The sequence below is a fragment of the Brevundimonas sp. LjRoot202 genome, assembly GCF_964253355.1.
In the GTDB taxonomy this organism is placed as follows: Bacteria; Pseudomonadota; Alphaproteobacteria; order Caulobacterales; family Caulobacteraceae; genus Brevundimonas.
Map to the genome: position 1 here is coordinate 445,708 of NZ_CAXUQW020000002.1, position 22,451 is coordinate 468,158.

Annotated in this window: 24 protein-coding genes and 2 tRNA genes; 8 read left to right on the forward strand and 18 right to left on the reverse strand. The window is 69.3% G+C overall.

Features of this window, described 5'->3' with window-relative positions:
• Positions 1 to 34 precede the first annotated feature (34 nt).
• From ACSQ1L_RS07130 to ACSQ1L_RS07140, 3 genes are all read left to right on the forward strand, one after another.
• Positions 35 to 448, forward strand: coding sequence for a DUF6766 family protein (locus ACSQ1L_RS07130; protein WP_435993382.1), 414 nt, complete (start codon positions 35 to 37; stop codon positions 446 to 448).
• A 110-nt stretch (positions 449 to 558) separates the two neighbouring features.
• Complete coding sequence (hppD, locus tag ACSQ1L_RS07135; RefSeq protein ID WP_435993384.1) at positions 559 to 1,659, forward strand: 4-hydroxyphenylpyruvate dioxygenase; 1,101 nt, start codon at positions 559 to 561, stop codon at positions 1,657 to 1,659.
• A 34-nt stretch (positions 1,660 to 1,693) separates the two neighbouring features.
• Complete coding sequence (locus ACSQ1L_RS07140) at positions 1,694 to 1,894, forward strand: hypothetical protein (RefSeq protein ID WP_435993386.1); 201 nt, start codon at positions 1,694 to 1,696, stop codon at positions 1,892 to 1,894.
• Here the strand turns inward: ACSQ1L_RS07140 and ACSQ1L_RS07145 are convergent.
• The 8 genes from ACSQ1L_RS07145 to aroA form a co-directional block, all read right to left on the reverse strand.
• Entirely contained in the window at positions 1,888 to 5,172 is a 3,285-nt protein-coding gene (locus ACSQ1L_RS07145) for an error-prone DNA polymerase (RefSeq protein WP_435993388.1), read from the reverse strand. The genes ACSQ1L_RS07140 and ACSQ1L_RS07145 overlap by 7 nt on opposite strands.
• A complete protein-coding gene (locus ACSQ1L_RS07150) occupies positions 5,169 to 6,776 on the reverse strand; it encodes a Y-family DNA polymerase (RefSeq protein ID WP_435993390.1) in 1,608 nt (535 codons plus the stop codon). Before ACSQ1L_RS07150 ends, ACSQ1L_RS07145 begins: the two co-directional genes overlap by 4 nt.
• Positions 6,682 to 7,341, reverse strand: a complete 660-nt coding sequence (locus tag ACSQ1L_RS07155; RefSeq protein ID WP_435993392.1) for an ImuA family protein — start codon at positions 7,339 to 7,341, stop codon at positions 6,682 to 6,684. Before ACSQ1L_RS07155 ends, ACSQ1L_RS07150 begins: the two co-directional genes overlap by 95 nt.
• A 160-nt stretch (positions 7,342 to 7,501) precedes the next feature.
• Positions 7,502 to 7,906: a large-conductance mechanosensitive channel protein MscL gene (gene mscL / locus ACSQ1L_RS07160; protein ID WP_435993394.1), complete on the reverse strand. Its 405-nt coding sequence runs from the start codon at positions 7,904 to 7,906 to the stop codon at positions 7,502 to 7,504.
• Between the two features lie 41 nt (positions 7,907 to 7,947).
• Positions 7,948 to 8,238 carry an integration host factor subunit beta gene (locus tag ACSQ1L_RS07165; protein WP_435993396.1) on the reverse strand — a complete coding sequence of 97 codons (291 nt, stop codon included), beginning with the start codon at positions 8,236 to 8,238 and terminating at the stop codon, positions 7,948 to 7,950.
• A gap of 236 nt (positions 8,239 to 8,474) precedes the next feature.
• Complete coding sequence (gene rpsA, locus ACSQ1L_RS07170; protein WP_435993398.1) at positions 8,475 to 10,184, reverse strand: 30S ribosomal protein S1; 1,710 nt, start codon at positions 10,182 to 10,184, stop codon at positions 8,475 to 8,477.
• Positions 10,185 to 10,337: 153 nt separating this feature from the next.
• The gene (cmk, locus tag ACSQ1L_RS07175; RefSeq protein WP_435993400.1) at positions 10,338 to 10,988 is read right to left on the reverse strand and encodes a (d)CMP kinase; all 651 of its coding nucleotides are present in this window, start codon (positions 10,986 to 10,988) and stop codon (positions 10,338 to 10,340) included.
• Positions 10,985 to 12,298, reverse strand: a complete 1,314-nt coding sequence (gene aroA / locus ACSQ1L_RS07180; protein WP_435993667.1) for a 3-phosphoshikimate 1-carboxyvinyltransferase — start codon at positions 12,296 to 12,298, stop codon at positions 10,985 to 10,987. The genes cmk and aroA overlap by 4 nt, the downstream gene beginning before the upstream one ends.
• Positions 12,299 to 12,424: 126 nt before the next feature.
• Between aroA and ACSQ1L_RS07185 the strand changes: the two genes are divergently transcribed.
• From ACSQ1L_RS07185 to ACSQ1L_RS07200, 4 genes are all read left to right on the forward strand, one after another.
• Positions 12,425 to 12,901: a TIGR02300 family protein gene (locus tag ACSQ1L_RS07185; RefSeq protein ID WP_435993402.1), complete on the forward strand. Its 477-nt coding sequence runs from the start codon at positions 12,425 to 12,427 to the stop codon at positions 12,899 to 12,901.
• A gap of 164 nt (positions 12,902 to 13,065) precedes the next feature.
• Positions 13,066 to 13,141, forward strand: a tRNA-Ala gene (locus ACSQ1L_RS07190).
• Positions 13,142 to 13,296: 155 nt separating this feature from the next.
• Complete coding sequence (locus tag ACSQ1L_RS07195) at positions 13,297 to 13,716, forward strand: Hsp20 family protein (RefSeq protein ID WP_435993404.1); 420 nt, start codon at positions 13,297 to 13,299, stop codon at positions 13,714 to 13,716.
• A gap of 87 nt (positions 13,717 to 13,803) precedes the next feature.
• Entirely contained in the window at positions 13,804 to 14,064 is a 261-nt protein-coding gene (locus ACSQ1L_RS07200) for a DUF1150 family protein (RefSeq protein WP_435993406.1), read from the forward strand.
• Between the two features lie 54 nt (positions 14,065 to 14,118).
• Here the strand turns inward: ACSQ1L_RS07200 and ACSQ1L_RS07205 are convergent, their stop codons facing one another.
• The 9 genes from ACSQ1L_RS07205 to ACSQ1L_RS07245 all read right to left on the reverse strand — a co-directional run bounded on the left by ACSQ1L_RS07205 (position 14,119) and on the right by ACSQ1L_RS07245 (position 20,488).
• Positions 14,119 to 14,583: a PTS sugar transporter subunit IIA gene (locus ACSQ1L_RS07205; protein ID WP_435993408.1), complete on the reverse strand. Its 465-nt coding sequence runs from the start codon at positions 14,581 to 14,583 to the stop codon at positions 14,119 to 14,121.
• Between the two features lie 78 nt (positions 14,584 to 14,661).
• Positions 14,662 to 15,327: a ribosome hibernation-promoting factor, HPF/YfiA family gene (gene hpf / locus ACSQ1L_RS07210; RefSeq protein ID WP_435993410.1), complete on the reverse strand. Its 666-nt coding sequence runs from the start codon at positions 15,325 to 15,327 to the stop codon at positions 14,662 to 14,664.
• Positions 15,328 to 15,389: 62 nt separating this feature from the next.
• Entirely contained in the window at positions 15,390 to 16,910 is a 1,521-nt protein-coding gene (rpoN, locus tag ACSQ1L_RS07215) for an RNA polymerase factor sigma-54 (RefSeq protein WP_435993412.1), read from the reverse strand.
• A gap of 63 nt (positions 16,911 to 16,973) precedes the next feature.
• Positions 16,974 to 17,609, reverse strand: a complete 636-nt coding sequence (locus ACSQ1L_RS07220; protein WP_435993414.1) for a DUF998 domain-containing protein — start codon at positions 17,607 to 17,609, stop codon at positions 16,974 to 16,976.
• A gap of 113 nt (positions 17,610 to 17,722) precedes the next feature.
• On the reverse strand, positions 17,723 to 18,517 hold the full coding sequence (lptB, locus tag ACSQ1L_RS07225) for an LPS export ABC transporter ATP-binding protein (protein ID WP_435993416.1): 795 nt from the start codon (positions 18,515 to 18,517) through the stop codon (positions 17,723 to 17,725).
• A 20-nt stretch (positions 18,518 to 18,537) separates the two neighbouring features.
• Positions 18,538 to 19,011 carry an LptA/OstA family protein gene (locus ACSQ1L_RS07230; protein WP_435993418.1) on the reverse strand — a complete coding sequence of 158 codons (474 nt, stop codon included), beginning with the start codon at positions 19,009 to 19,011 and terminating at the stop codon, positions 18,538 to 18,540.
• 2 nt (positions 19,012 to 19,013) lie between these two features.
• Positions 19,014 to 19,670, reverse strand: a complete 657-nt coding sequence (lptC, locus tag ACSQ1L_RS07235) for an LPS export ABC transporter periplasmic protein LptC (RefSeq protein WP_435993420.1) — start codon at positions 19,668 to 19,670, stop codon at positions 19,014 to 19,016.
• The gene (locus ACSQ1L_RS07240; protein ID WP_435993422.1) at positions 19,670 to 20,284 is read right to left on the reverse strand and encodes a ribonuclease D; all 615 of its coding nucleotides are present in this window, start codon (positions 20,282 to 20,284) and stop codon (positions 19,670 to 19,672) included. The genes lptC and ACSQ1L_RS07240 overlap by 1 nt, the downstream gene beginning before the upstream one ends.
• Before the next feature lie 117 nt (positions 20,285 to 20,401).
• Positions 20,402 to 20,488: transfer RNA gene (locus tag ACSQ1L_RS07245), tRNA-Leu, on the reverse strand.
• Positions 20,489 to 20,662: 174 nt separating this feature from the next.
• Here ACSQ1L_RS07245 and ACSQ1L_RS07250 point away from each other — a divergent pair.
• On the forward strand, positions 20,663 to 21,634 hold the full coding sequence (locus ACSQ1L_RS07250) for a complex I NDUFA9 subunit family protein (RefSeq protein WP_435993424.1): 972 nt from the start codon (positions 20,663 to 20,665) through the stop codon (positions 21,632 to 21,634).
• Positions 21,635 to 21,638: 4 nt separating this feature from the next.
• Here ACSQ1L_RS07250 and ACSQ1L_RS07255 read toward each other — a convergent pair whose 3' ends face one another.
• Positions 21,639 to 22,445 (reverse strand): undecaprenyl-diphosphate phosphatase, encoded by an 807-nt coding sequence (locus ACSQ1L_RS07255; RefSeq protein WP_435993426.1) that lies wholly within the window; start codon positions 22,443 to 22,445, stop codon positions 21,639 to 21,641.
• Positions 22,446 to 22,451 lie beyond the last annotated feature (6 nt).

The window sequence follows — 22,451 nt, forward strand, 5'->3', positions numbered from 1 at the left end:
CGTTGTCCGACGCCATCAAGGGAGAAACGCCGTCATGTTGAAGAAATACGCCTACGCCTGGATCACCCTGGGCTTCTTCACCGTCTCGATCCTGCTGCACTGGATCTTCGGCTGGTTCGCCTTCGTCGACGAGGCGCGCGAGCACGGCCAGGCCGCCCAGCTGTCGCCGTATCTGATCGAGATGGGCCGCGACACCTTCGAGAACTGGCAGTCCGAGTTCCTGCAGCTGCTCTGGCAGGTCGTCGGCCTGGCCTATTTCCTCTACGTCGGCTCGCCCTCGTCCAAGGAGAACGACGACCGGGTCGAGGCCAAGATCGACGCCATCCTGCAGTTCGTCGGCAAGGAGAAGGGCAAGAAGCTGATCGAGGAGATCGACGGGAGCCACCTGCGCCACCACGGCCACGCCCGGGTCCACGCCGCCCAGGGCACGGTCGACGGCGGCGAATAGGCGCGGCCTCCCGGTCCTGTGACCGTCGCCAACCTTGGCTTCGGCGTCCCCGGCCACTAGGTTCCGCCGCAACAACGGCCGAACGCCGAGAGCCTTTCAGGAGACGCCCCATGACCGACGCCGCCCAAACCCCCGCCGACCGGCTGGACAAGGAAAACCCGCTCGGCGTCGACGGCTTCGAGTTCGTCGAGTTCACCGGCCCCGAGCCGGAGGCCATGGCCGCCCGGCTCGAGCTGATGGGCTTCACCCGCACCCATGTGAACCCGGCCACCGGCGTCGTCCGCCTCAAGCAGGGCGACATCACCATGCTGGTCGACCTGTCGCCCAGGGGTCAGGCCGCCGAGTTCGCCCGCGAGCACGGCCCCTCGGCCAACGGCATGGCCTTCCGGGTCGCCGACGCGAAGGCCGCCTTCGACGGCGCCGTGGCGCGCGGCGCCCGTCCGGCCGAAGGCGCCGACGGCGGCGCCTTGGGGAACGGCTATCCCTGGATCCTGCAGGGCATCGGCGGTTCGCTGCTCTACCTCGTCGACCAGTACGGCGAGCAGGGCTCCCTCTACGACGGCTGGGACGAGATCGAGGGCTGGGAGGAGGCCGAGCGCAAGAACGCGGTCGGCCTGTTCATGCTCGACCACCTGACCCACAATGTGCGGCGCGGCCAGATGCGCACCTGGTCCGGCTTCTACGGCGACGTCTTCGCCTTCGAGGAGCAGAAGTATTTCGACATCAAGGGCAAGGCGACCGGCCTGTTCTCCCAGGCCATGATCGCCCCCGACCGCGCCATCCGCATCCCCCTGAACGAAAGCCAGGACGAGAACTCGCAGATCGAGGAATTCCTGCGCCGCTACAACGGCGAGGGCATCCAGCACATCGCCCTGGCCACCGACGACATCTTCGAGACCGTCGAGGAGCTGAAGCGCCGCGGCATCCCCTTCCAGGACACCATCGAGACCTATTTCGAGTTGATCGACAAACGCCTCCCCAACCACGGCGAGGACGTGGAGCGGATGAGGAAAAACCGCATCCTGATCGACGGTTCGGACGAGGAGGGCCTGCTGCTGCAGATCTTCACCCAGGACACCTTCGGCCCGATCTTCTTCGAGATCATCCAGCGCAAGGGCAACCAGGCCTTCGGCGAGGGCAATTTCCAGGCCCTGTTCGACTCCATCGAACTGGACCAGATCCGGCGCGGAGTGATCAAGGTCGATGCCTGAGGCGGGGCCCGGGGGGGCCGGAACGGGTATCGCCATGAAGTCGTCCCTGCCCGCACCGCCGGCGTGGCTGCCCTGGCTGGGCCCGTGGCTGGCGGCCGCGATCGGGGCGGCCGTCGGACGCTACGGACTGGGCGGCGACTTCTGGACCGTGCTGCTCGCGGCCCTGGTCGGCGGCTTCGCGCCCATCGTCGCCTACCGGCTGTGGAAATGGCGGCGCCACCGCGGCGGTCAGTGAAAGTCGCGTGACCCCGGCAGCACCCGCACGTCGCGCGGGTGCCGGCCCCGGGCCGGCTCATGCGCCGAGCCGGGAGCACGGTCCGGGGTCAGGTCTCCCAGCATCGGCGTCCAGTCGGCCAGCTCCTCGACGACCAGATGGGTCACCCCTTCGGCGCTCTGCACCCGTCCTTTCGCCACCACCATCCGCGCGCCCATCGCCGTCGGCCGGAACCGCTCGAACACCGTCTCCCACAGCACCAGATTGGCGATCCCGGTCTCGTCCTCGATGGTCATGAAGCAGACGCCCTTGGCCGTGCCGGGCCGCTGCCTCACCAGCACCACCCCGCCGACCTGCACCCGGCGGCCGTCCGGCAGGCCGTCATACCCCTTCGCCGTCACCACGCCGGCCTGCTCCAGCCGTTCCCGGAGGAAGGCGACCGGGTGCCCCTTCAGCGACAACCGGATGGTCTGGTAGTCTCCGACCACCTCCTCGGACGCCGAAAGCTTCGGCAGGGCCTCGGGCGGACGGCCGTCGGCCTCGTCCAGCCCCATGGCCTCGAACAGCGGGGCCGATGAGGCCGGCGGGGCGCCTTTGGCCGCCCACAGCCCCTGCCGGCGGGTCAGGTCGAGCGAGCCATAGGCGTCCGCCTCGGCCAACCGGTCCAACGCCGCCGGCGGCAGCCGGGCCCGCAGCCGCAGGTCTTCCAGATCGGCGACGGCGCCCTCTTTGCGCACCTCCATGATCCGCTCCGCCCACTCCTTGCGGAACCCGCCGATCGACCGCAGCCCCAGCCGCAGGGCGCAGGGTTGGTCCTCGCCGCACGGCTCCAGGGTCGCGTCCCAGTCGCTGGCGTTGACGTCCGGATGCCGCACCTCGACGTCGTGTTCGCGAGCGTCCCGGACCAGCTGCGCCGGCGCATAGAAGCCCATCGGCTGGCTGTTCAGCAGCGCGGCCGTGAACACCTCCGGATAGTGATGCTTCATCCACGCCGAGATGTAGACCAGCAGGGCGAATGAACAGGCGTGGCTTTCGGGAAAGCCGTATTCGCCGAACCCCTTGATCTGGTCGAAACAACTGCGGGCGAAGTCGGGCGGGTAGCCGCGCTCGATCATCCGTCCGACGAACATGTCTTCGTACTCGTGGATGGTGCCCATATGCCGGAAGGTGGCCATGGCGCGGCGCAGGCCGTTGGCCTCGGCGGGGGTGAACTTCGCCGCATCCATGGCGATCCGCATCGCCTGCTCCTGGAACAGCGGCACGCCCAGTGTCTTGTGCAGCACCTGCTTCAACTCGTCGGCCGGGCCGTGTTCCGGCGACGGACTCGGATAGTCGATCCGGTAGGGCAGATTCTTCGCCTGAGCCGCGCGCCGTTCGGCCCGGCGCTTCAGATAGGGATGGACCATGCCGCCCTGGATCGGGCCCGGCCGCACGATCGCCACCTCGACCACCAGGTCGTAGAAGGTCTCGGGCCTCAGCCGCGGCAGCATCGACATCTGGGCCCGGCTCTCGACCTGGAAGACTCCCAGGGAGTCGGCTCGCTGCAGCATCCGATAGACCTGCGGGTCGCCCTGCGGGACCGTGTGCAGCTCGAAGCGCTTGCCGTAGCTTTCAGAGATCAGGTCGAAACCGCGCCGCAGCGCCGTCAGCATGCCCAGCGCCAGCACGTCGACCTTCATCAGCCTGAGCCAGTCGATGTCGTCCTTGTCCCATTCGATGAAGGTGCGGTCCGGCATCGCCGCGTTGCCGATGGGCACGATCTCGAGCAGGGGCGTCTGGCTCAGGACATAACCGCCGACGTGCTGGCTCAGGTGGCGGGGGAATTTGATCAGTTCGGCGGTCAGTTCCAGCGCCAGCCGCATGCGTGCGTCATCACGGCTCAGGCCGGTCCGGTCGACGTGCTCGTCCTTCACCCCCTCGCCCCATGAGCCCCAGACGGTGTCGGCCATACGGGCCGTGACGTCCTCGGTCAGCCCCATCGCCTTGCCAACGTCGCGGATGGCCGAACGGGGCCGGTAGTGGATGACCGTCGCGACGATGGCCGCCCGGTCGCGCCCGTAGCGGCGATAGACGTACTGCATCACCTCCTCGCGCCGCTCGTGCTCGAAGTCGACGTCGATGTCGGGCGGCTCGTCGCGGTCGGCGGACATGAATCGCTCGATCAGAACGTCCTGCTCGGCCGGGTTCACATTGGTGACGCCGAGGCAGTAGCAGACCACCGAATTGGCCGCCGAGCCGCGCCCCTGACAGAGGATCGGATGCTCCTGCCGCCGGGCCCAGGCGACGATGTCGTGCACGGTCAGGAAGTAGTTCGGGTACTTGAGCTGCTTGATCAGCTTCAGCTCCGAGCGGATCGAACGGCGCAGCTTTTCCGGCACACCCTCGGGCCAACGCTCCCTGGCGCCCTTGAAGGTCAGGCGGATCAGCCGGCGTTGGGCCGTCCAGCCCTCCGGCACCGGTTCGTCCGGGTACTGATAGCTCAGCTCCCTGAGCGAGAAGGTGCAGGCCCGCGCCACCTCCACGGTCCGCGCCAGCGCCGCTTCGTGGCCGCGAAACATCCGCGCCATCTGGACCGGCGACTTCAGGGAACGTTCGGCGTTGGCCTGCAGCCGGCGGCCCGCCTTGTCGATGGTGGTCCCCTCGCGGATGCAGGTCAGCACGTCCTGCAGCCTGCGCCGGTCGGGGTGGTGGTAGAGCACGGCGTTGGTGGCGATCATCGGGGCGCCGGTCCGGCGAGCCATGGCCGCCAGCCGAGTCAGCCGCCGCCGGTCGTCGCCGCGCCACAGGGGCGAGGCGGCCAGATAGAGGTCGTCGGGCCACGCCGCCCGCCACGCCGCCAGCCGTGTCTCGAAGGCGGCGTCCGGGCGGTCCGGCGCGGGCGCGAGGGCGATCATCCCCGCGCCCAGCCCGACCGCCTGTTCGAAGCTCAGCCGGGTTTCGGCTTTTTCGATCCGCTCTCCGTCGGGATCGGCGCCGGGCTGCGGCACGGCCTCGCTCTTGCCCAGCGACAGCAGGCGGCACAGGCGGCCGTAGGCGGTACGGTCGCGGGGGAAGACGATCAGCTCGGTCCCGTCGGTGAAGCCCAGGCGCGCGCCGATCACCAGCCGGAGGTCGACCTTCTCGGCCCCCATCAAGGCCCGCACCATGCCCGCCAGGGTGTTGCGGTCGGCCACGCCGACGGCGGCCAGCCCCAGCGCCTTCGCCTGAACCATCAGCTCGCCGGGGTGCGACGCTCCTTCCAGGAAGCTGAAATTGGTCCTGACGCCGAGCTCGACGTACTCGCCGTTCCAGCCGCTCACGGGAGCACCCCGTGCATCCACCAGGTCGGGGCCCGTTCCTCGGCCGCCCGGTCCGGGTCGCCGGTGTAGTCGCGGCCGTAGAGGCCTTCGCGGAACACCCAGTAGCGGCCGCCGTCCGCATCCTCGAGGCAGTAATAGTCGCGGGTGCGGGCCTTGGCCGTCCGCCACCATTCCGGCGCCAGGCGCTCGGGCCCCTCGGCGCGGACCACCCGCCGTGGCGCCCGTCGCCAGGTGAAGCGGGCCGGCGCTCCGTCCGGCAGGTCAAACAGCGGATCGCGGATCGGTTCGGGCGGGTCCAGCAGCAGGATCGGGCGGCGGGCGGCGTCGCCCGAAGCGGCCGCGATGCGGCGGCCAAGCGCGGGACGCAGCCGCTCGGCCCGTTCGGGGATCCAGCTGTCCACCGGCTCGGGCGTCAGCACATGCGTCTCGCCCAGCCGTGCCGACAGCCGGTCGACCAGCGCGGCCAGGCTTTCGGCCTGCCGGGTCTCCGCCCCGGCCTCCAGCGCCGCCTGCCGGGCGACCATCGGCTCGACCGCGTCGGCGGTCAGCATCAGGGCGTCGAGGCCGAAGCCCAGTTCCAGCCGGCCCAGTCCGGCCTCGCGGAACAGGCGCAGCCAGATGTCCGCGTCCCGGCCCGGCCGGCCCATGCGGACCGACAGGGCGGTCGTCCGTCCGTCCGAGCGGAAGCCGGTCAAGGTCAGGGCCCGCGCCCCCTGCCCGTCGCGCTCCAGGGGTTTGGCGAGATCGGAGGCCAGTTCGGGGAGCCGCGCCTCCACCCCCTCCAGATCGCCGACCGGCTCGGCCCAGGCCTGCCACGCCCGATAGCGGGCCGGCGGACGCACCGGAACGAGAGCTTCACCCGTATAGCCCAACGCCTGGTCCAGCCGCCGGACCAGATCGACGCCGCCGTTCGCCCGGAACCGCCGGGCCAGACCAGCCCGCGGCATCGGATACAGATCGCCGATCCGCTTCAGGCCGAAACGCCGGGCCTGCGCCAGCGTGCCCGCCTCGATCCGCAACGCCTCCACCGGCAGGGGGGCCAGCCGGTCGCGGACCGTGTCGTCCGTGGCGACCGGCGCATCGCCCTCGCCCCAGCGCGCCAGGGCCCAAGCCGCGCCGGGCGTGGGGGCCATGGCCACGCCTGCGGGAATCCCCGCCTCGGCCAGCCGTTCGCGAATCTGGCGCGCCAACGCCGCCTCGCCGCCGAACAGGTGGGCCGCGCCGGTGACATCGAGGAACAGGCCCCCCAGCCCTTCGCCGGACGGATCGGCGCTGACCGACGGCGACCAGCGCTCTGCCCAATGCGCCAGCGCTTTCAGGGCCCGGACGTCGGCGTCGGGATCGGCCGGCTGAGAGATCAGCTGCGGGATCATGGCCAGGGCGTCGGCCTGGGTCTGGCCGCGCCGGAGGCCGGCGGCCCGGGCGGCCGGATTCAGGGCGTGGATCACCGCCGCGCCCTGACTGTTCTTGAGGATCAGGGCGAAGGGGTTGCGGGGATCGTGGACGGGCTCAGGCGGCGAGGCCGGACGGCGCGCCCGTTCCAGCGATCGACGGCGGACCGAGATCGGCCAGTCGATCAGCCAGACGGAGACGATGCGTCTCATCATCCTGCTCCAGCATCCAGGCGCCGGGCCGTTCGCCCCGCCCGCGCGTCAGTTCGGCGAGAAGACGCGACCGCCCCGGCGCCCGCTCGTCTTCCGGATCGATGGCGCTGGGCTGCGTCGCTATCCGCCAGCGCCGCCGGGCCGCGCTCAATCCCTCCAGACCGCGCGACAGGACCAGCCCGGTCGCCTCGCCCTGTCTGGCCGCGAAATCGAGTCGGCGCGTCTGGGTCAGCGTCGCCCCCTCGACCGCCCCCAGTCCCAGCGACACCGCCCCCGAACGCAGGCCTTGCTCCAGCGCCCATAGAGCCTCGGCCAGGTTGGCGACCGGCGCGAGGATCAGGGGCAGGCCGCCCAGCCCCGGGCCGTAGGGCCGCCCATACTCCACGAACCACGCCCGCGGCGCGGTCATCAGCACCGGCCGGTCGTCGCCTTCGCGGCGTCGCGACAGGGCGAACAGCAGGCTCGCGGCCACGTCGCGGGGCGCGGGAGCGCACGCCTCCTCAAGGGACGCGGCGACCTCGGGGAACGGGTCCTGTGACAGGGCGGACGAGGGGTGCATGATCATTCAGAAGCTGAATGTTCATTATTTGTTCCAGCCCGAAAAGAGTCAAATCCGGAATCCGGAATCCCCGAACCGGGCTATTTTCACCCGGACATTATCGAATGGTGCTTCGCCCAAAAGCACAGCCAGGCCCGACGTCTGATCCTCGGGTCAGGGTCCGGCCCTACCGCCGGGCTTTCAACTCGTCGCGGATTTCGGCGAGCAGGGCCTCGGTCGGCGTCGGGGCCTCGGGTGAGGCGGCCTGGTCTCGCCGCATCTTGTTGATCACCTTGACCATCAGGAAGATGACGAAGGCGACGATCAGGAACTGGATCAGGGTGTTGATGAAGGCGCCGTACTGGACGGCCACTTCCTCGACCGCTTCGGTGGCCGGGTTCTCGGGCGCCAGCACCCATTTCAGTTTCGAAAAATCCACCCCGCCCAAAGCCAGGCCGATCGGCGGCATGATCACCTGTTCGACCAGGCTGGTGACGATCTTGCCGAAGGCCGCGCCGATGATGACGCCGACGGCCAGGTCGATGACATTGCCCCTGGAGATGAAGTCCTTGAACTCGGTGACCATACCCATAGCGGCGTCCCTCTCTCCGTCTCTGGCTTGCCGGTGAACCGTCAGGCGTCTCCGGCCGCATTCAGCCGTTCACGCAGTTCCTTGCCGCTCTTGAAGAAGGGCACGGCCTTGGCGGGCACGTCCACGGTCTCGCCGGTGCGCGGATTGCGTCCGGCCCGCGCCGGCCGGCTGCGAACCGAAAAGGCCCCGAAGCCGCGCAGTTCGACACGGCCGCCGTCGCCCAGCGCCTCGACCATCTGACCGAGCACGATGTTGACCACCCGCTCGACCTCGGCGTGGGTCAGATGAGTGTTCTCGGCGGCGAGTTTCTCGATCAACTCAGATTTGATCATGCAGGCCCCCGCCCTCCTAAGCTCTTCCCAGAGCCATACGGGTGCATTCGAAACCCGAATGCAAGCCCACCCTAGACTCCCCATGCCCACGGCAAAAGGCCCGAGATCGTAAATGACGGTTACCGGACATTCACCCTGACCGTGAGCGGCCATGAAAAAGGCGGCCGGATCGCTCCGGCCGCCCCTTCATTCTTGTAGCCTGACGCTCGCGACACGGTCGCTCGCGGCTTGAGGCCTTACTCCTTGGAGCCGGCCTTCTCGCGCAGGGCGGCGCCGAGGATGTCGCCCAGCGAAGCGCCCGAGTCCGACGACCCGAACTGCTCGATGGCCGCGGCCTCGTCCTTCATTTCGAGCGCCTTGATCGACACCGAGACGCGGCGCGAGGCCTTGTCGATGCCGGTGACCATGGCGTCCACGCGATCGCCGACCGAGAAGCGCTCGGTGCGCTGCTCGTTGCGGTCGCGGGACAGGTCGGACTTGCGGATGAAGGCGGTCGCCGGGGCGTCCTCTTCACCGAACTTGACCTCGATGCCGCCGGTCTCGACCGCCGTCACAGTGACGGTGATCTGCTGGCCCTTCTTGAAGGTGTCGCCTTCCATCGGATCGCCGCCGAGCTGCTTGATGCCCAGCGAGACGCGTTCCTTCTCGACGTCGACGTCCAGCACCTTGGCCTTGACGGTCTCGCCCTTGCGGTAGCGCTGGATGGCTTCCTCGCCCGAGACGTTCCAGTCGAGGTCCGACAGGTGGACCATGCCGTCGATGTCGTTGTCCAGGCCGATGAACAGGCCGAACTCGGTGGCGTTCTTGACTTCGCCCTCGACGGTCGAGCCGATCGGATGCGAGGCCACGAAGGCGTCCCACGGATTGTCCTGGGCCTGCTTCAGACCCAGCGAGATGCGGCGCTTGGAGGCGTCGACATCCAGCACGACCACGTCGACTTCCTGCGAGGTTGAGACGATCTTGCCGGGGTGGACGTTCTTCTTGGTCCACGACATTTCCGAGACGTGCACCAGGCCCTCGACGCCGGCTTCCAGCTCAACAAACGCGCCGTAGTCGGTGATGTTGGTGATGCGGCCCGACATCTTGGCGCCGACCGGATATTTGGCTTCGACGCCGTCCCACGGATCGGCCTGGAGCTGCTTCATGCCCAGCGAGATACGCTGGGTGTCCGGGTTGATCTTGACGATCTGGACCTTGACGGTGTCGCCGACGGCGAGGACCTGCGAGGGGTGCGAGACGCGCTTCCACGACATGTCGGTGACGTGCAGCAGGCCGTCGATGCCGCCCAGGTCCACGAACGCGCCGTAGTCGGTGATGTTCTTGACCACGCCTTCGCGGACTTCGCCCTCTTGCAGCTGGCCGACCAGCTCGGTGCGCTGTTCGGCGCGGGCTTCTTCCAGGATGGCGCGACGCGAGACGACGATGTTGCCGCGCGGACGGTCCATCTTGAGGATGGCGAAGGGCTGTTCCTTGCCCATCAGCGGCGCGACGTCGCGCACCGGACGGATGTCGACCTGCGAGCCCGGCAGGAAGGCCGAGGCGCCGCCGAGGTCGACGGTGAAGCCGCCCTTGACGCGGCCGATGATGGTGCCGTTGACCGGCTGGCCGTCGGCGAAGACCACTTCCAGACGGGTCCAGGCTTCCTCGCGGCGAGCCTTGTCGCGGCTGATGACCGCTTCACCCAGGGCGTTCTCGACGCGCTCGAGGTAGACTTCGACGTTGTCGCCGAGCTTCGGGATCACGGCGCCTTCGCCGATGCCGAACTCGCGGGCCGGGATGCGGCCTTCGGTCTTCAGACCGACGTCGATGATCAGGATGTCCTTCTCTACGCCGACGACGCGGCCGTGGACGACCTGGCCTTCGCCGAGGTCGCGGCCCTGAAGGGTTTCGTCGAGCAGCGCGGCGAAGTCGTCACGCGAGGGGGAGAAGCTTTGGGTGTCAGTCATGCAGGGTTGAGGTTTCTAACGGTTGTGGCGCGTGACCGGATGGCCCCGCGCGAGGTGAGTTGAAGAGTGAGATCAGGTCGTCGGGATGCGAGGCAAATGAAGCCAGATCGCCCGCGGAAGCCGAGGATGGGAGCGTTGGATTTGCGGAACGGGTCAGAGACCGTGTTTCGCGCGCGCCGCCTCGACGATACGGCGGGCCGCATCGAAGGCGGTCTCTATATCCATATCGGTCGTATCCAGCAAGACGGCGTCTTCGGCCTGCACCATCGGGGCCGCGCCCCGGCCGGCGTCGCGCTGGTCGCGGCGAACGATGTCCTCGAGCATGTCCTCGTAAGCGATGATCTCGCCGCGGGCGGTCAGCTGCTTCCAGCGGCGGGCGGCGCGGACCTCCGGCGTGGCGGTGACGAACAGCTTGGCCGGCGCATCGGGCGCGATGACCGTGCCGATGTCGCGTCCGTCCAGCACCGCCCCGCCGGGCTGGTTGGCGAAGGCCTTCTGGAATTCGAGCAGGGCGGCGCGGACGCCGGGATAGCCGGCCACGCGGCTGGCGGCCTCGCCGGCGCCGCGGCCGGTCAGCCGTTCGGTGTCGCTCAGCTGGCTGGCGTCCAGCGCCCGGGCCAGGGCTTCCGCCGCCGCCGCGTCGTCCAGCGAGCCGCCGCGGTCCAGCAGGCCGAGCCCGACGGCGCGGTAGAGCAGGCCGGTGTCGAGGTGGGGCAGGCCCCAGGTCGCGGCCAGACGCGCGGCGATGGTCCCCTTGCCCGAGGCGGCGGGACCGTCGACGGCGATGATCAGGGGACGGGTCATCCGGACGCGATATCCGCGCCGAGGCCGCGCATCAACTCGACAAACCCCGGGAAGCTTGTGGCGATCATGCCGGGCTCGTCGACCGTGACCGCCTGATCCGCCGCCAGACCGAGCACCAGATGGCTCATGGCGATACGGTGGTCGCCGTGGGTGGTCACCGTCGCGCCGCCGCGCACGGCGCCGCCGGTGACGGTGAAGCCCTCGGGTTCCTCCTCGACCGCGACGCCGCAGGCCTGCAGGCCGGCGGCCATCAGGGCGATGCGGTCGCTTTCCTTGACCCGCATCTCGCCGATGCCGCGCATCACCGTGGCGCCCGAGGCGAAGGCGGCGGTGGCGGCGAGGATGGGGTATTCGTCGATCATCGAGGCGGCGCGATCGGGCGGGACGACGACGCCTTTGAGGCGGGAATGGCGGGCGGTGACGTCGCCGACCTCCTCGCCGCCGGCCATTCGGCGGTTCGAGACGGTCAGGTCGGCGCCCATCTCGCGCCAGGTCTCGAACAGGCCGGTGCGCAGGGGATTGAGCATGACGTTCTCGACGGTCACCGCCGCGCCGGGGACGATCAGGGCGGCGGCCAGCGGGAAGGCGGCGGACGACGGGTCCCCCGGCACCGAGACGGCGGTTCCGACCAGGGCCTGGCCGCCCTTGAGGCTGACCCGCCAGCCGCGTCCGGCGGGCAGCACGCCGACCTCGGCCCCGAAGGCCCGAAGCATCCGCTCGGTGTGATCGCGGCTGGGTTCGGGCTCCGTCACGGTGGTGACGCCGTCGGCGTTCAGCCCGGCCAGCAGGACAGCGGACTTGATCTGGGCCGAGGCGATCGTCTGGACGTAGTCGATGGCCTTGAGGGCGCCGCCCGATAGCGCGAGCGGCAGACGGTCCTCCTCGCCCGGCCATTCGAACCGTGCGCCCATGTCCGCCAGCGGCCCTGTGACCCGTTTCATGGGGCGCTTCCGCAGCGAAGCGTCGCCGTCGAAGGTTACGCTGATCGGATACCCCGCCGCCGCGCCCATCAGCAGGCGCACGCCGGTGCCGGCGTTGCCGCAGTCGATGACGCCATCCGGCCGGCGAAAGCCACCGTGGCCGGTGACGCGCCAGCGGCCCTCGCCCAACCGCTCGACGTCGGCCCCGAAGGCCCCGGCCGCCCTGGCCGTGGCGAGGATGTCGTCGCCTTCCAGCAGGCCGTCGATTTCGGTGACGCCGGTCGCCATGGCGCCCAGGATCAGGGCGCGGTGCGATATCGACTTGTCGCCCGGCGCGCGCACCACGCCGGACAGCGCGGGAGCGCCTCGGGCAGTCAGGGTGGGGGGGATCGTCACCCGGCGGTCTCCGAATAGTTCAGGCGGGCGCGGGCGGCGCGAGAGATGGCTTTTGACAGCGGCCCCCCTTGGTGGCAAGGGACGCGCCCGATTTCCCACTCCCGCCAAAGGTCTTACACCGTGGCCAATCCCGAACTGGGCCAGAAGCAGGTCTGCCCGAACTGCCAGGCCAAATTCTATGACCTGGGCCGCCGCCCGGCCCACTGCCCCAAATGCGCGACCGATTTCGATCCGGAGGAGGCGCTGAAGCTGCGCAACCGCCGCGGACGCCCGGCCGGCTACGCCGCCGACGAGACGCCCGAAGAGGACGCCGAGGATCAGGTCGTCAAGAAGGCCCCGTCCGAGGACGAGGACGAGGAAGAAGAAGCGGTCGCCACCCCGGAGATCGACGAGGAAGGGCACGAGCCCATCCTGACCCCGGACGACGACGACGAGACCCCCGTCGATCCGACCGAGGAGTCCGGCATGGGCGAGGCCAGCGACGACGACGACGTGCTGGCCGACGATGACGACGACGACTCCGTGCCCTTCATCGAAGACGAGGACGACGACTCCTTCGACGACGACATCGTCAAGCCGGGCAAGGACGAGGACTAGGATTTCAACCTTTCCGGGGTCGCCGCGGGCGGCTCCGGAGGGGGCGAAAATAAATGGCGGAACCGGGCTTGATCGCGATCAGGCCCTGACATAGGTTCCGCCGCCTCGCCGGGGGCCGCATACAGCACCCGGCGATCCGACCGAAAGGCTCCGGCCTTTTGATTGGGGCTTTAGCTCAGTTGGTAGAGCGCTTGCATGGCATGCAAGAGGTCAGCGGTTCGACTCCGCTAAGCTCCACCATGAAGGCCCCGCGGGAGACCGCGGGGCCTTCGCCTTATCTGGCCCCGCGATCGTTGATCCGGGACGGCAAATCCCCATTTAATCTGCAGCGGCCGACGCCTCGCCGATTCCGGGAGGTGCAGACGGCCCACGGCCTGCTTCGGGGGCGAAAGACGATGACGACGCGCACCATCCTGTTCGACAGCCCGTTCCTGCTGGGCTTCGACCATACCCGGGCCCTGATCGACCGGGCCGCGCGGGCGGCGGCGGATAGCTATCCGCCCTACAATGTCGAACAACTGGGCGAGCGCTCCGTCCGCATCAGCCTCGCCGTCGCGGGCTTCGGCCCCGACGATCTGACCGTGACCCTGGAAGGTCGTCAGCTGACCATCGCCGGCAAGCGCGAGGACGCCGGCAAGACGGATCAGGCCTTCCTGCATCGCGGCATCGCCGGCCGCGGCTTCGTGCGCAGCTTCGTGCTCGCCGACGGGCTGGAGGTGGATCAGGCGAAGCTGGAGCACGGCCTGCTGCATGTCGAGCTGAGCCGGCCCGAGGACCTGCCCACGGTCCGGCGCATTCCTATCACGACGGGCTGATCCGCCGTCGTTTTCACCGGTCGCCGCTCGCGGGGCCGAACCACACGGCCTTTCGGGGCGTTAGCTCAGAACAAGGAGGCGGTCGCCATGACGCCTATGATGATGATGACCAAGGAAGACTTCAGGGGCCTGGGCGCGCCTGACCTGGTGTATGTGCGCGAGATCCGCGCCGCCGATGTGCTGGCAGATACGCCCATCCCCGAGGCCAAGGGCCTGGCGATCGATCCCGAGATGACGCTGTACGCCGTCCACGGCGCCGACGGCGAACGGCTGGCCGTTATGATGGACCGCGAGACCGCCTTCGCCGCCGCCGTGGCGCACGAACTGGAGCCCGTCTCGGTTCACTGATCGAAGAACGCGTTCGCGCTAGCTGAGCCCGGCGTCGCCGGCGCTGAAAACCCGTCAGGCCGCCGTGGCGGGCTGGTTCTTGACGAACAGGGCGCGGATCGCGTCGACGGTCCGGGCCTGACGCAGATGTTCCCGCATTTCTGACGACCGCAGGGCGCGCGACACCGCGGCCAGGGCGCGCAGATGTTCCGCGCCGTCGCGAGGCGGGGCGAACAGGGCGAAGATCAGATCGACGGGGCGATCGTCGACCGAGCCGTAGGCCACCGGGGTGTCCAGCCGCACGAACACGGCCGTGACCCGCTCGAGGCCCTCGATGCGGGCGTGCGGCACGGCCACGCCCGAGCCGAGGCCGGTCGAGCCCAGGGCCTCGCGTTCGAGCAGGGCCTCCATGATGCGGGCCTCTGGCAGTCCGAGGGTCTGGGCGGCGGCTTCCGCCACCGTGTGCAACGCCTGGCGCTTCGAGGACGCGCCGCTGCGCAGGACGACACCGCCGTCCGCCAGCAAATCACCGATGTCCATAAGGCCCTGTCCCGACTCTACCCAATCATTCCCGCTGGGCGGGCGCCGTGTAGACGACCCGCCTCGTTGTGGGAAGCACTATGACGTGACACCGTTTACCGAACCGTGTCCATTGAACGCTTTCGAGGTCCGCTCCGGGTCAATCCAGCCGACATTGCCGTCGGGCCGGCGATAGACCACCGACAGGCCGCCGTGGGCCGCGTTGCGGAACACCACGACCGGATAGCCGGTCATGTCCAGCTCCAGCACCGCGCGGCCGACCGTGACCGTCCGGATCTCCGACTCGGTCTCGGCGATGACCATGCCGACGGGAGGCGGCTCGCCGGGCGCCCCGGCCTCGCCGAAGGCCTCGTCCTCTACGGAATCGGGGTCGCGCAGCACGATGCTGCGGGCGACCTCGCGGGCGGCGTCCTCCGACTTCTCGGGCGAGAGACCCTTCGGACCGATGTGGTGATCCTTGAGCCGCCGCTTGTAGCGCCGCACCCGCTTCTCGAGCTTGTCGAGGCTCTCGGTGAAGGCCGAATGGGCGTCGCCGCCCAAGCCGGTGGTGAACACCACCTGGCCGGACGCGAGGCGCACCCAGCAGTCGACCTTGAAGCTGTGACCCTCCTTGGTGACGATCACCTCGGCGTCCTGGGCCCCTCGTTCGAAGTATTTGCCGATCCCGTCCTGGAGTTCCTGGGAGATGCGCGAGCCTAACGCTTCGCCAACATCCACTTGCTTACCGCTGACCTGGATTTGCATGCTGGTAGAACGCGACCGATGGCGTTTGGTGTCAACGCCGATCACCGAAATGTGGTGGCGCTTCAGCCGGTCCTAAGCATCCGCCGGCGTTGAACGGACGAAGGAATTCGCAGCGCTTCCCGGTACTTGGCGACGGTGCGCCGGGCGATGTCGATGCCCGCCTCGTTAAGGATCTCGACGATCCGGTCGTCGGACAAAACGTCGCCATCCCGGGTCTCGCCGTCGATCATCGCCTTGATGCGGTGACGCACCGCCTCGGCCGAGTGCGTGGCCCCGCCGTCGGACGACTGGATGGCCGCCGTGAAGAAGAACTTCAGCTCGAACACCCCGCGCGGCGTCGCGACGTATTTGTTCGAGGTGACCCGGCTGACCGTCGACTCATGCATGCCGATGGCGTCGGCCACCGTCTTGAGATTCAGCGGCCGCAGGAACTCGACGCCGAAGGCGAGGAAGGCGTCTTGCTGGCGCACGATCTCGGACGACACCTTGAGGATGGTCTTCGCCCGCTGGTCCAGCGACTTGACCAGCCAGCTGGCCTGGGCCGCGCATTCGGCGACGAAGGTCTTCTCGGTCTCCGATCGCGCGCCGGCCGAAACGACGCCGTGATAGCGCTTGTCCATGATCAGGCGCGGCAGGGTGTCGGCGTTGAGTTCGACCTTCCAGCCGCCGGCCGGATCGGGCCGCACGTGCACGTCCGGGATGACCGTCTGGGCCGGCTCGCCGCCGAAGCCCGCGCCGGGCCGCGGCGTCAGCGCCTTCAGCTCGGCGATCATCTCGGCCATGTCCTCGGCGTCGACGTCGCAAGCCCTCTTCAGGGCGGTCAGGTCGCGTTTCGCCAGCAGGTCGAGGTTGTCGAGCAGGCATTGCATGGCCGGATCGAAGCGGTTGCGCTCGATCAACTGCAGCTTCAGGCATTCTGGCACCGAGCGCGCCATGACGCCGGTCGGCTCGAAGCCCTGGCAGGTCGCCAGCACCGCCTCGACGCGCTCCATCGAGACGCCCAGCCGGTCGGCGGTCTCGGCCAGTTCGCCGCGCAGGTAGCCGCCCTCGTCGACGGCGTCGATCAGGGTCAGGGCGATGGCGTGGTCGGCGGGGCTGAAACCGGCCTGCGACGCCTGGGCCTGCAGGTGCTCCCACAGGGTGGCGTCGCGGGTGTCGGGCTGTTCGCGGCCCTCGCCGTCGGGCACGCCGCCGCCCGAGCCCGCGCGCGACCAGTCGTTGAGGCCGACCTGGGCTTCGCCGGTCCCGACATCCTCCATCCGGTCCGAGGTCCGCTCACCCGGGCTGGCGTCGCCGTAAACGTCGTCGGAGCGGGCGTCGAGGGCCCGGTCCGCGTCCTGGACCCGTCCCTCGTCGAAGCTCATTTCGGCGGCGTCATGGGTCTCGACGACCTCGGCGGGAGCGTCCGCCTCGCGGCCGGGCTCGGCGTCCTCACGCTGCAGCAGCGGGTTCTTTTCCAGTTCGGCCTCAACGAAGGCGTCCAGCTCGAGGTTCGACAGTTGCAGCAGCTTGATCGCCTGCTGCAGCTGGGGCGTGATGACGAGCCCCTGCCCCTGCCGTATCTCCAGCCTTTGTCCAAGCACCGCCGCCCCCCGCCGGGCCGGTTGGCCCGAAACTTGCTGGCGGCCACCTTGTGGCCGGAACGGTTAACGGGGCGCGAACACGGGCGCCGCGGTCCCGGTCTTGGCGAACCGGCCGGTCGGCGCGGCGATCAGGGCCAGGGCGGTGACCGTGATCCACGGGAACATGGCGAGACCGTAGGCGCGCTGCCACAGGCCCACATTGGTCCCGTCGACCAGGTCGCCGACCCCGAACATGACCGCGAGCAGGCCATTCACCGCCAGGAAGGCCACCGCGAGAAAGACCTTGAGCGCGGCGAGACCCTGCGTCTTGCGCAGCGCAACGAGGGTCAGCAGCGGCGCGATCTGGACGGCGAAGCCCGCGCCCCAGGCCAGATGGCGCTCATCCGGCAGGGGAAACAGGCCGCCGATCAGGATCGAGACCCCGAACACCGCAACGGCCAGACCGGCCAGGGCGCCGGAGACGGGCGCGCCCCGCCGGGCGGCTTCGAGGCGCAGGCCGAGGGCGGCGAGCACCGTCAGCGCACCCGCCGCGACGAGTCCGATGTTGAACAGGGCGGCGGACGGCATCCCGGCCATGCCCAGCTCGCTGATCATGCGGACGGCGGGATCGTATCCCGGAGCGAGCCACTGGCCCGCCAGCGCCAGGGCGACATAGATCAACGGGCCGACGACGCCGGCCAGCAGCAACAGAATTCGCATATCGGAACAGACCCCTGACGGGCGCGTGATCGCGCCTTTGTGGGGAAGAGGCGGTAGGCGGCGACCATGGATGCGGCGGCGCAGATGAAGTTTCCGCAATGAACGGCGAAGCTTCAGCCGTACATGTCGCCCAGATAGACGCGGCGCACTTCCGGGTCGCGGATGACGTCCTCGGCCTCGCCCTCGAACAGGACCGCGCCGCCCGAGATGATCGAGGCGTGGTCGATGATCTCCAGGGTCTCACGGACATTATGGTCGGTGATCAGCACGCCGATGCCCTCGCCGGCCAGATAGCGGATCACCTGGCGGATGTCGGCGATGGCCAGGGGGTCGATGCCGGCGAAGGGTTCGTCCAGCAGCATGAACGACGGGCGGCCGGCCAGCGCCCGGGCGATCTCGCAGCGCCGCCGTTCGCCGCCCGACAGGCCCGAGGCCGGGGCGTGGCGCAGGTGGTCGATGCGCAGCTCCTCCAGCAGGCGGCTGGTCTCGTCGGCGATGGCCTGACGCCCGGTGTGGTGCAGCTCGACCACGGCGCGAACGTTCTGCTCGACCGTCATGCCGCGGAAGATCGAGGCCTCCTGGGCCAGGTAGCCGAGGCCCATGCGGGCGCGCTGGTACATGGGCTGGGCGGTGATGTCCTCGCCGTCGAGGAAGATCTTGCCGCTGTCCGGCGGGATCAGGCCGGTGATCATGTAGAAGCAGGTGGTCTTGCCGGCGCCGTTGGGGCCCAGCAGGCCGGCCACCTGGCCCCGCTCGACGTGCAGGGAGACGTCGCGCACCACCTGCCGCTGGCCGAAGGAGCGGGCGATGTTCTCGACCCGCAGGCCGGTCGGGCGCGGCGCCTCGACCACCGCCTCGTCGGCGGCGGCGTCATGGACATTGAGGGCTGAGAGTTCCTTGCGCGCCACGGTTCAGGCCGAGCCGGGGCTCAGGTCCCGCTGCTTTCGGGATAGAAAACGCCCTGCACGCGGCCGTTTCCGGCGCCGTCCATCTCGGCCGCCTCGGTCCGGGTGTTGTAGGTCAGGCGTCCGCCGGTCATGACGTTCTCGCCCTGGGTCAGGATCACGTCGCCGGTCAGGACGATGGTGTCGTTGGACGGCGTGTAGACCGCGCGGTCGCCCCGGATGGTCTGCTCCGGCGTGACGAAATAGACGTTGCCGACAGCCTCGACCCGGCTCAGGTCGCCATTGCTGATCACGCCCTCGACGCGGTCGGCGCGGATACGGCTGTCGCCCTGGGTCAGTTCGGCCCGTCCGCGCAGGGACAGGGCGGTCGGCGTGCGCGAGACCTCGTCGGCGCCCCACATGATCGGCTGCCCGCCCTGGAAGCTCTGCGCGTCGCCGATCGTGGGCAGGGCGGCCAGCGCCAGGGCGGTCGCCGCTATCCTCAGGGTTCTGGTCATGCTCATCCGTCCGACCTCGCGGTGTTGATGGTCCCGCGCACCTTGTTATCACCCGAACCGCTGAACACGACCCGTTCACCCTGTTCATAGATCGCATAGGACGAAGCGGAGACGGTTCCAAGGGGGCCGGAGCCCTGGACGCCCTTCGATCCCGTAACCACGCCCGTTTCGGTGTCGACCACCGCCTCGGGCGTGACCAGGGTGAAGCCCGAGCCGCCGTCGGATATGCGCACGTTCGGGCCGATGGTCACAGACTTCGCCGCCTCATCATAGAAGCCGCCATCGGCCGTCATCGTGGTGACCTTGCGGCCTCCGAGATTGAGCCGCAGCGCCGGGCCGATCAGCCGGAAGCGGCCCGTTTCAGCGTCGCGCACCGCCCGCTCGAAGCCGATGATGAAGCTGCGGCCCTGGGCGTCCTGCCCGAGGAAGCGGGAATTCTCGAGCGTCACCTCGCGCGACGTCCCGGCCTTGCGCTCGACATCCGAGATGACGCTGCGCAGCACGATCCAGCTGACCGTGCCGCCCGCCAGCACGATGATCGCCACCGGCAGCACCCGTCGCAGCAGACGCACGCGACGGGATCGGGCGCGGAAGGCCCGGGCCGTGGCGGCGACCCGGGCCTCGTCCGCCTGATCGCGCATGTCGGCGGGGTCGGTCATCAGCTGTGCGCGAAGATGTCCATCTCGTCCCAGCCGGCCAGGTCCAGGGCGGACCGGGTGGGCAGGAAGTCGAAGCATTTCCGGGCCAGGTCCATCCGGCCCTCGCGCACGAGAATCTCGTCCAGCCGGGCCTTGACGGCATGTAGGTAGAGGACGTCGGAGGCGGCGTATTCCAGCTGGGCCGGGGTGAGCTCCGGCGCGCCCCAGTCGGAACTCTGCTGGGCCTTGGACAGATCGACGCCCGCCAGTTCGCGCACCACGTCCTTGAGGCCGTGACGGTCGGTGTAGGTGCGAGCCAGTTTCGAGGCGATCTTGGTGCAGTAGACCGGCCGCGTCTCGACCCCGAGGTGGAGCTGGAACATGCCGATGTCGAAGCGGCCGAAGTGGAACAGCTTGAGCACCGCCGGGTCGGTCAGCAGCCGCTTCAGGTTGGGGCAGTCGTAGCCCGGGCGATTCATGCGCACGACGTGGGCGTCGCCGTCGCCGGCCGAGAGCTGCACCACGCACAGCGGGTCGCGGCGGAAGCGCAGGCCCATGGTCTCGGAATCGATCGCGACCTCGGGACCGAGGTCGAGGCCGTCCGGCAGGTCGCCTTCGTGCAGGTAAACGGTCATCGGCGGTATCTCATGGGCGAACTATACGCCCTCAAGTAGCCGAGCGCCGCGCGCGAGGCGATAGGGCGCCAAAAACGAACGGCGCCGTATCGCTGGGACACGGCGCCGCCGAAAAAATGGTGCCCAGAAGAGGACTCGAACCTCCACGGCCGTTAAGCCACTGGCACCTGAAGCCAGCGCGTCTACCAATTCCGCCATCTGGGCCCAGACGATTTCGCGCTTGCACGCGTTCCCGTCCGGAAGGCGCGGACCCTTAAGGCAGCCCCCGGGGCGGGTCAACAGGCTTTTGTCCTGTTTGCGTTGCAGCCGTCGGGGCCATCGTCTAATCCCCGCGCCGAGGCCGGTCCCGCACCGGCTGTCCGCCTACTGGAGTCTGTCATGAGCGAAGCTGCCCCCGGCCTGATCACCGTCTTCGGCGGCTCCGGCTTTGTCGGCAGCCAGGTGGTCCAGGACCTGGCCCGCCGCGGATGGCGCATCCGCGTGGCCGTCCGCCGGCCCGACCGGGCTTACAAGCTGCAGACTTCCGGCCACGTCGGCCAGATCCAGGCCGTCCGCTGCGACGCGACCGATCCGGCCCAGGTCGAGACGGCGTTGGCCGGCGCCGACGCCGCGATCAACCTGATCGGCGTGCTGTATGAGGCCGGGGGGCGCTCCTTCCAGGCGCTGCATGTCGACGCCGCCCGCAACATCGCCACGGGCTGCGCCGCCGCCGGCGTCGGCCGGCTGGTGCATATCTCGGCCGTGGGGGCCAATCCCGAGAGCGCCTCGAGATACGCCTGCACCAAGGCCGCCGGCGAGATGGCCGTGCGCGAGGTGAAACCGGACGCGGTGGTGATCCGGCCCTCGATCGTGTTCGGCGCCGGCGACGGCTTCCTGAACCGCTTCGCCTCGATGGCGACCATGTCTCCCGCCCTGCCCCTGATCGGCGGCGGCAGGACCCGGTTCCAGCCGGTCTATGTCGGCGACGTGGCCGAGGCGATCGTCCGCGCGGTGGAGCGGACCGACGCCGCCGGCCGCACCTTCGAACTCGGCGGGCCGGAGGTCATGACCTTCAAGGAGGTGCTGGAGCTGGTCCTGCGCGAGACCCGCCGCCGGAACGGCCTGATCCCCCTGCCCTTCTTCGCCGCCCGGACCATCGGTTCGCTGGCCCAGCTGACCAGCGTGGCCGGCATCGCGCCGGCCCTGACGCGCGACCAGGTGGTGCTGCTGGAAGCCGACAACGTCGTCGCGGACGGCGCGGAGGGCCTGGCGGAGCTCGGGATCGAGCCGACCGGGATCGAGGCGATCGCCCCGTCCTACCTGTGGCGCTACCGCCGGGGCGGACAGTTCTCGGAACGCCCGGCGGCCTGAGCCGTCAGAGGGCGCCCGTCGCCGCGAGGCCGGCCAGTCCGGCCAGACCCACCGCGATCCGCCACCAGGCGAAGGGCCCGAAGCCGTGGCGGCTGACGAAGTTCAGCAGGAAGCGGACCACCGCCAGCGCCGTCAGGAAGGCGGTGACGAAGCCGAGGGCGATCAGCCCCGCGTCGCTGAAGTCGAGGCGGTCCCAGCTCTTGAGCAGGTCCCAGGCGACGGCGCTGCCCATGGTCGGCAGGGCGAGGAAGAAGCTGAACTCGGCCGCGGAGCGCTTGTCGGTGCCCAGCAGCAGGCCGCCGGCGATGGTGGCGCCCGAGCGGGACACGCCGGGGATCATGGCCAGGCACTGGAACAGGCCGATCAGGAAATAGACCCGGATCGGATAGCGGTCGGCCTCGAGGAAGGTCGGGACCCTCTTCATCCGGTCGAGCCACAGCAGCAGGACGCCGCCCACGATCAGGGCGATGCAGATCACCAGCGGCGTCTCGAACAGCACCGTCTTGATGAAGTCGTAGGCCAGGAAGCCGATCACCACCGCCGGGGCGAAGGCCACCAGCAGGCCGATCAGGAAACGCCGCGCCTCGAGATCGGACGGCCAGCGGGTGGCCAGATGCCAGAGCCGCTGGAAATAGACGCTGACGATGGCCAGCAGGGCGCCCAGCTGGATGACGATCTCGAAGGTCTTGCCGTTGCTCTCGAAGCCGAGGAAATGACCCAGCAGGAGCATGTGGCCCGTCGAGGACACCGGAATGAACTCGGTCAGCCCCTCGACCAGCCCCAGAATGATCGCCGCCAGCCAGTCCGCCATCCGCGT

Excerpts from the sequence above, each read along its gene's own strand:
- ACSQ1L_RS07130 (WP_435993382.1), top strand. The coding sequence starts at position 35 with ATGTTGAAGAAATACGCCTACGCCTGGATCACCCTGGGCTTCTTCACC.
- hppD (WP_435993384.1), top strand. The coding sequence starts at position 559 with ATGACCGACGCCGCCCAAACCCCCGCCGACCGGCTGGACAAGGAAAAC.
- ACSQ1L_RS07140 (WP_435993386.1), top strand. The coding sequence starts at position 1,694 with ATGAAGTCGTCCCTGCCCGCACCGCCGGCGTGGCTGCCCTGGCTGGGC.
- ACSQ1L_RS07150 (WP_435993390.1), bottom strand. The coding sequence starts at position 6,776 with ATGAGACGCATCGTCTCCGTCTGGCTGATCGACTGGCCGATCTCGGTC.
- ACSQ1L_RS07155 (WP_435993392.1), bottom strand. The coding sequence starts at position 7,341 with ATGATCATGCACCCCTCGTCCGCCCTGTCACAGGACCCGTTCCCCGAG.
- mscL (WP_435993394.1), bottom strand. The coding sequence starts at position 7,906 with ATGGGTATGGTCACCGAGTTCAAGGACTTCATCTCCAGGGGCAATGTC.
- ACSQ1L_RS07165 (WP_435993396.1), bottom strand. The coding sequence starts at position 8,238 with ATGATCAAATCTGAGTTGATCGAGAAACTCGCCGCCGAGAACACTCAT.
- rpsA (WP_435993398.1), bottom strand. The coding sequence starts at position 10,184 with ATGACTGACACCCAAAGCTTCTCCCCCTCGCGTGACGACTTCGCCGCG.
- cmk (WP_435993400.1), bottom strand. The coding sequence starts at position 10,988 with ATGACCCGTCCCCTGATCATCGCCGTCGACGGTCCCGCCGCCTCGGGC.
- ACSQ1L_RS07195 (WP_435993404.1), top strand. The coding sequence starts at position 13,297 with ATGACGACGCGCACCATCCTGTTCGACAGCCCGTTCCTGCTGGGCTTC.
- ACSQ1L_RS07200 (WP_435993406.1), top strand. The coding sequence starts at position 13,804 with ATGACGCCTATGATGATGATGACCAAGGAAGACTTCAGGGGCCTGGGC.
- ACSQ1L_RS07205 (WP_435993408.1), bottom strand. The coding sequence starts at position 14,583 with ATGGACATCGGTGATTTGCTGGCGGACGGCGGTGTCGTCCTGCGCAGC.
- hpf (WP_435993410.1), bottom strand. The coding sequence starts at position 15,327 with ATGCAAATCCAGGTCAGCGGTAAGCAAGTGGATGTTGGCGAAGCGTTA.
- ACSQ1L_RS07220 (WP_435993414.1), bottom strand. The coding sequence starts at position 17,609 with ATGCGAATTCTGTTGCTGCTGGCCGGCGTCGTCGGCCCGTTGATCTAT.
- ACSQ1L_RS07230 (WP_435993418.1), bottom strand. The coding sequence starts at position 19,011 with ATGACCAGAACCCTGAGGATAGCGGCGACCGCCCTGGCGCTGGCCGCC.
- lptC (WP_435993420.1), bottom strand. The coding sequence starts at position 19,670 with ATGACCGACCCCGCCGACATGCGCGATCAGGCGGACGAGGCCCGGGTC.
- ACSQ1L_RS07240 (WP_435993422.1), bottom strand. The coding sequence starts at position 20,284 with ATGACCGTTTACCTGCACGAAGGCGACCTGCCGGACGGCCTCGACCTC.
- ACSQ1L_RS07250 (WP_435993424.1), top strand. The coding sequence starts at position 20,663 with ATGAGCGAAGCTGCCCCCGGCCTGATCACCGTCTTCGGCGGCTCCGGC.
- ACSQ1L_RS07255 (WP_435993426.1), bottom strand. The coding sequence starts at position 22,445 with ATGGCGGACTGGCTGGCGGCGATCATTCTGGGGCTGGTCGAGGGGCTG.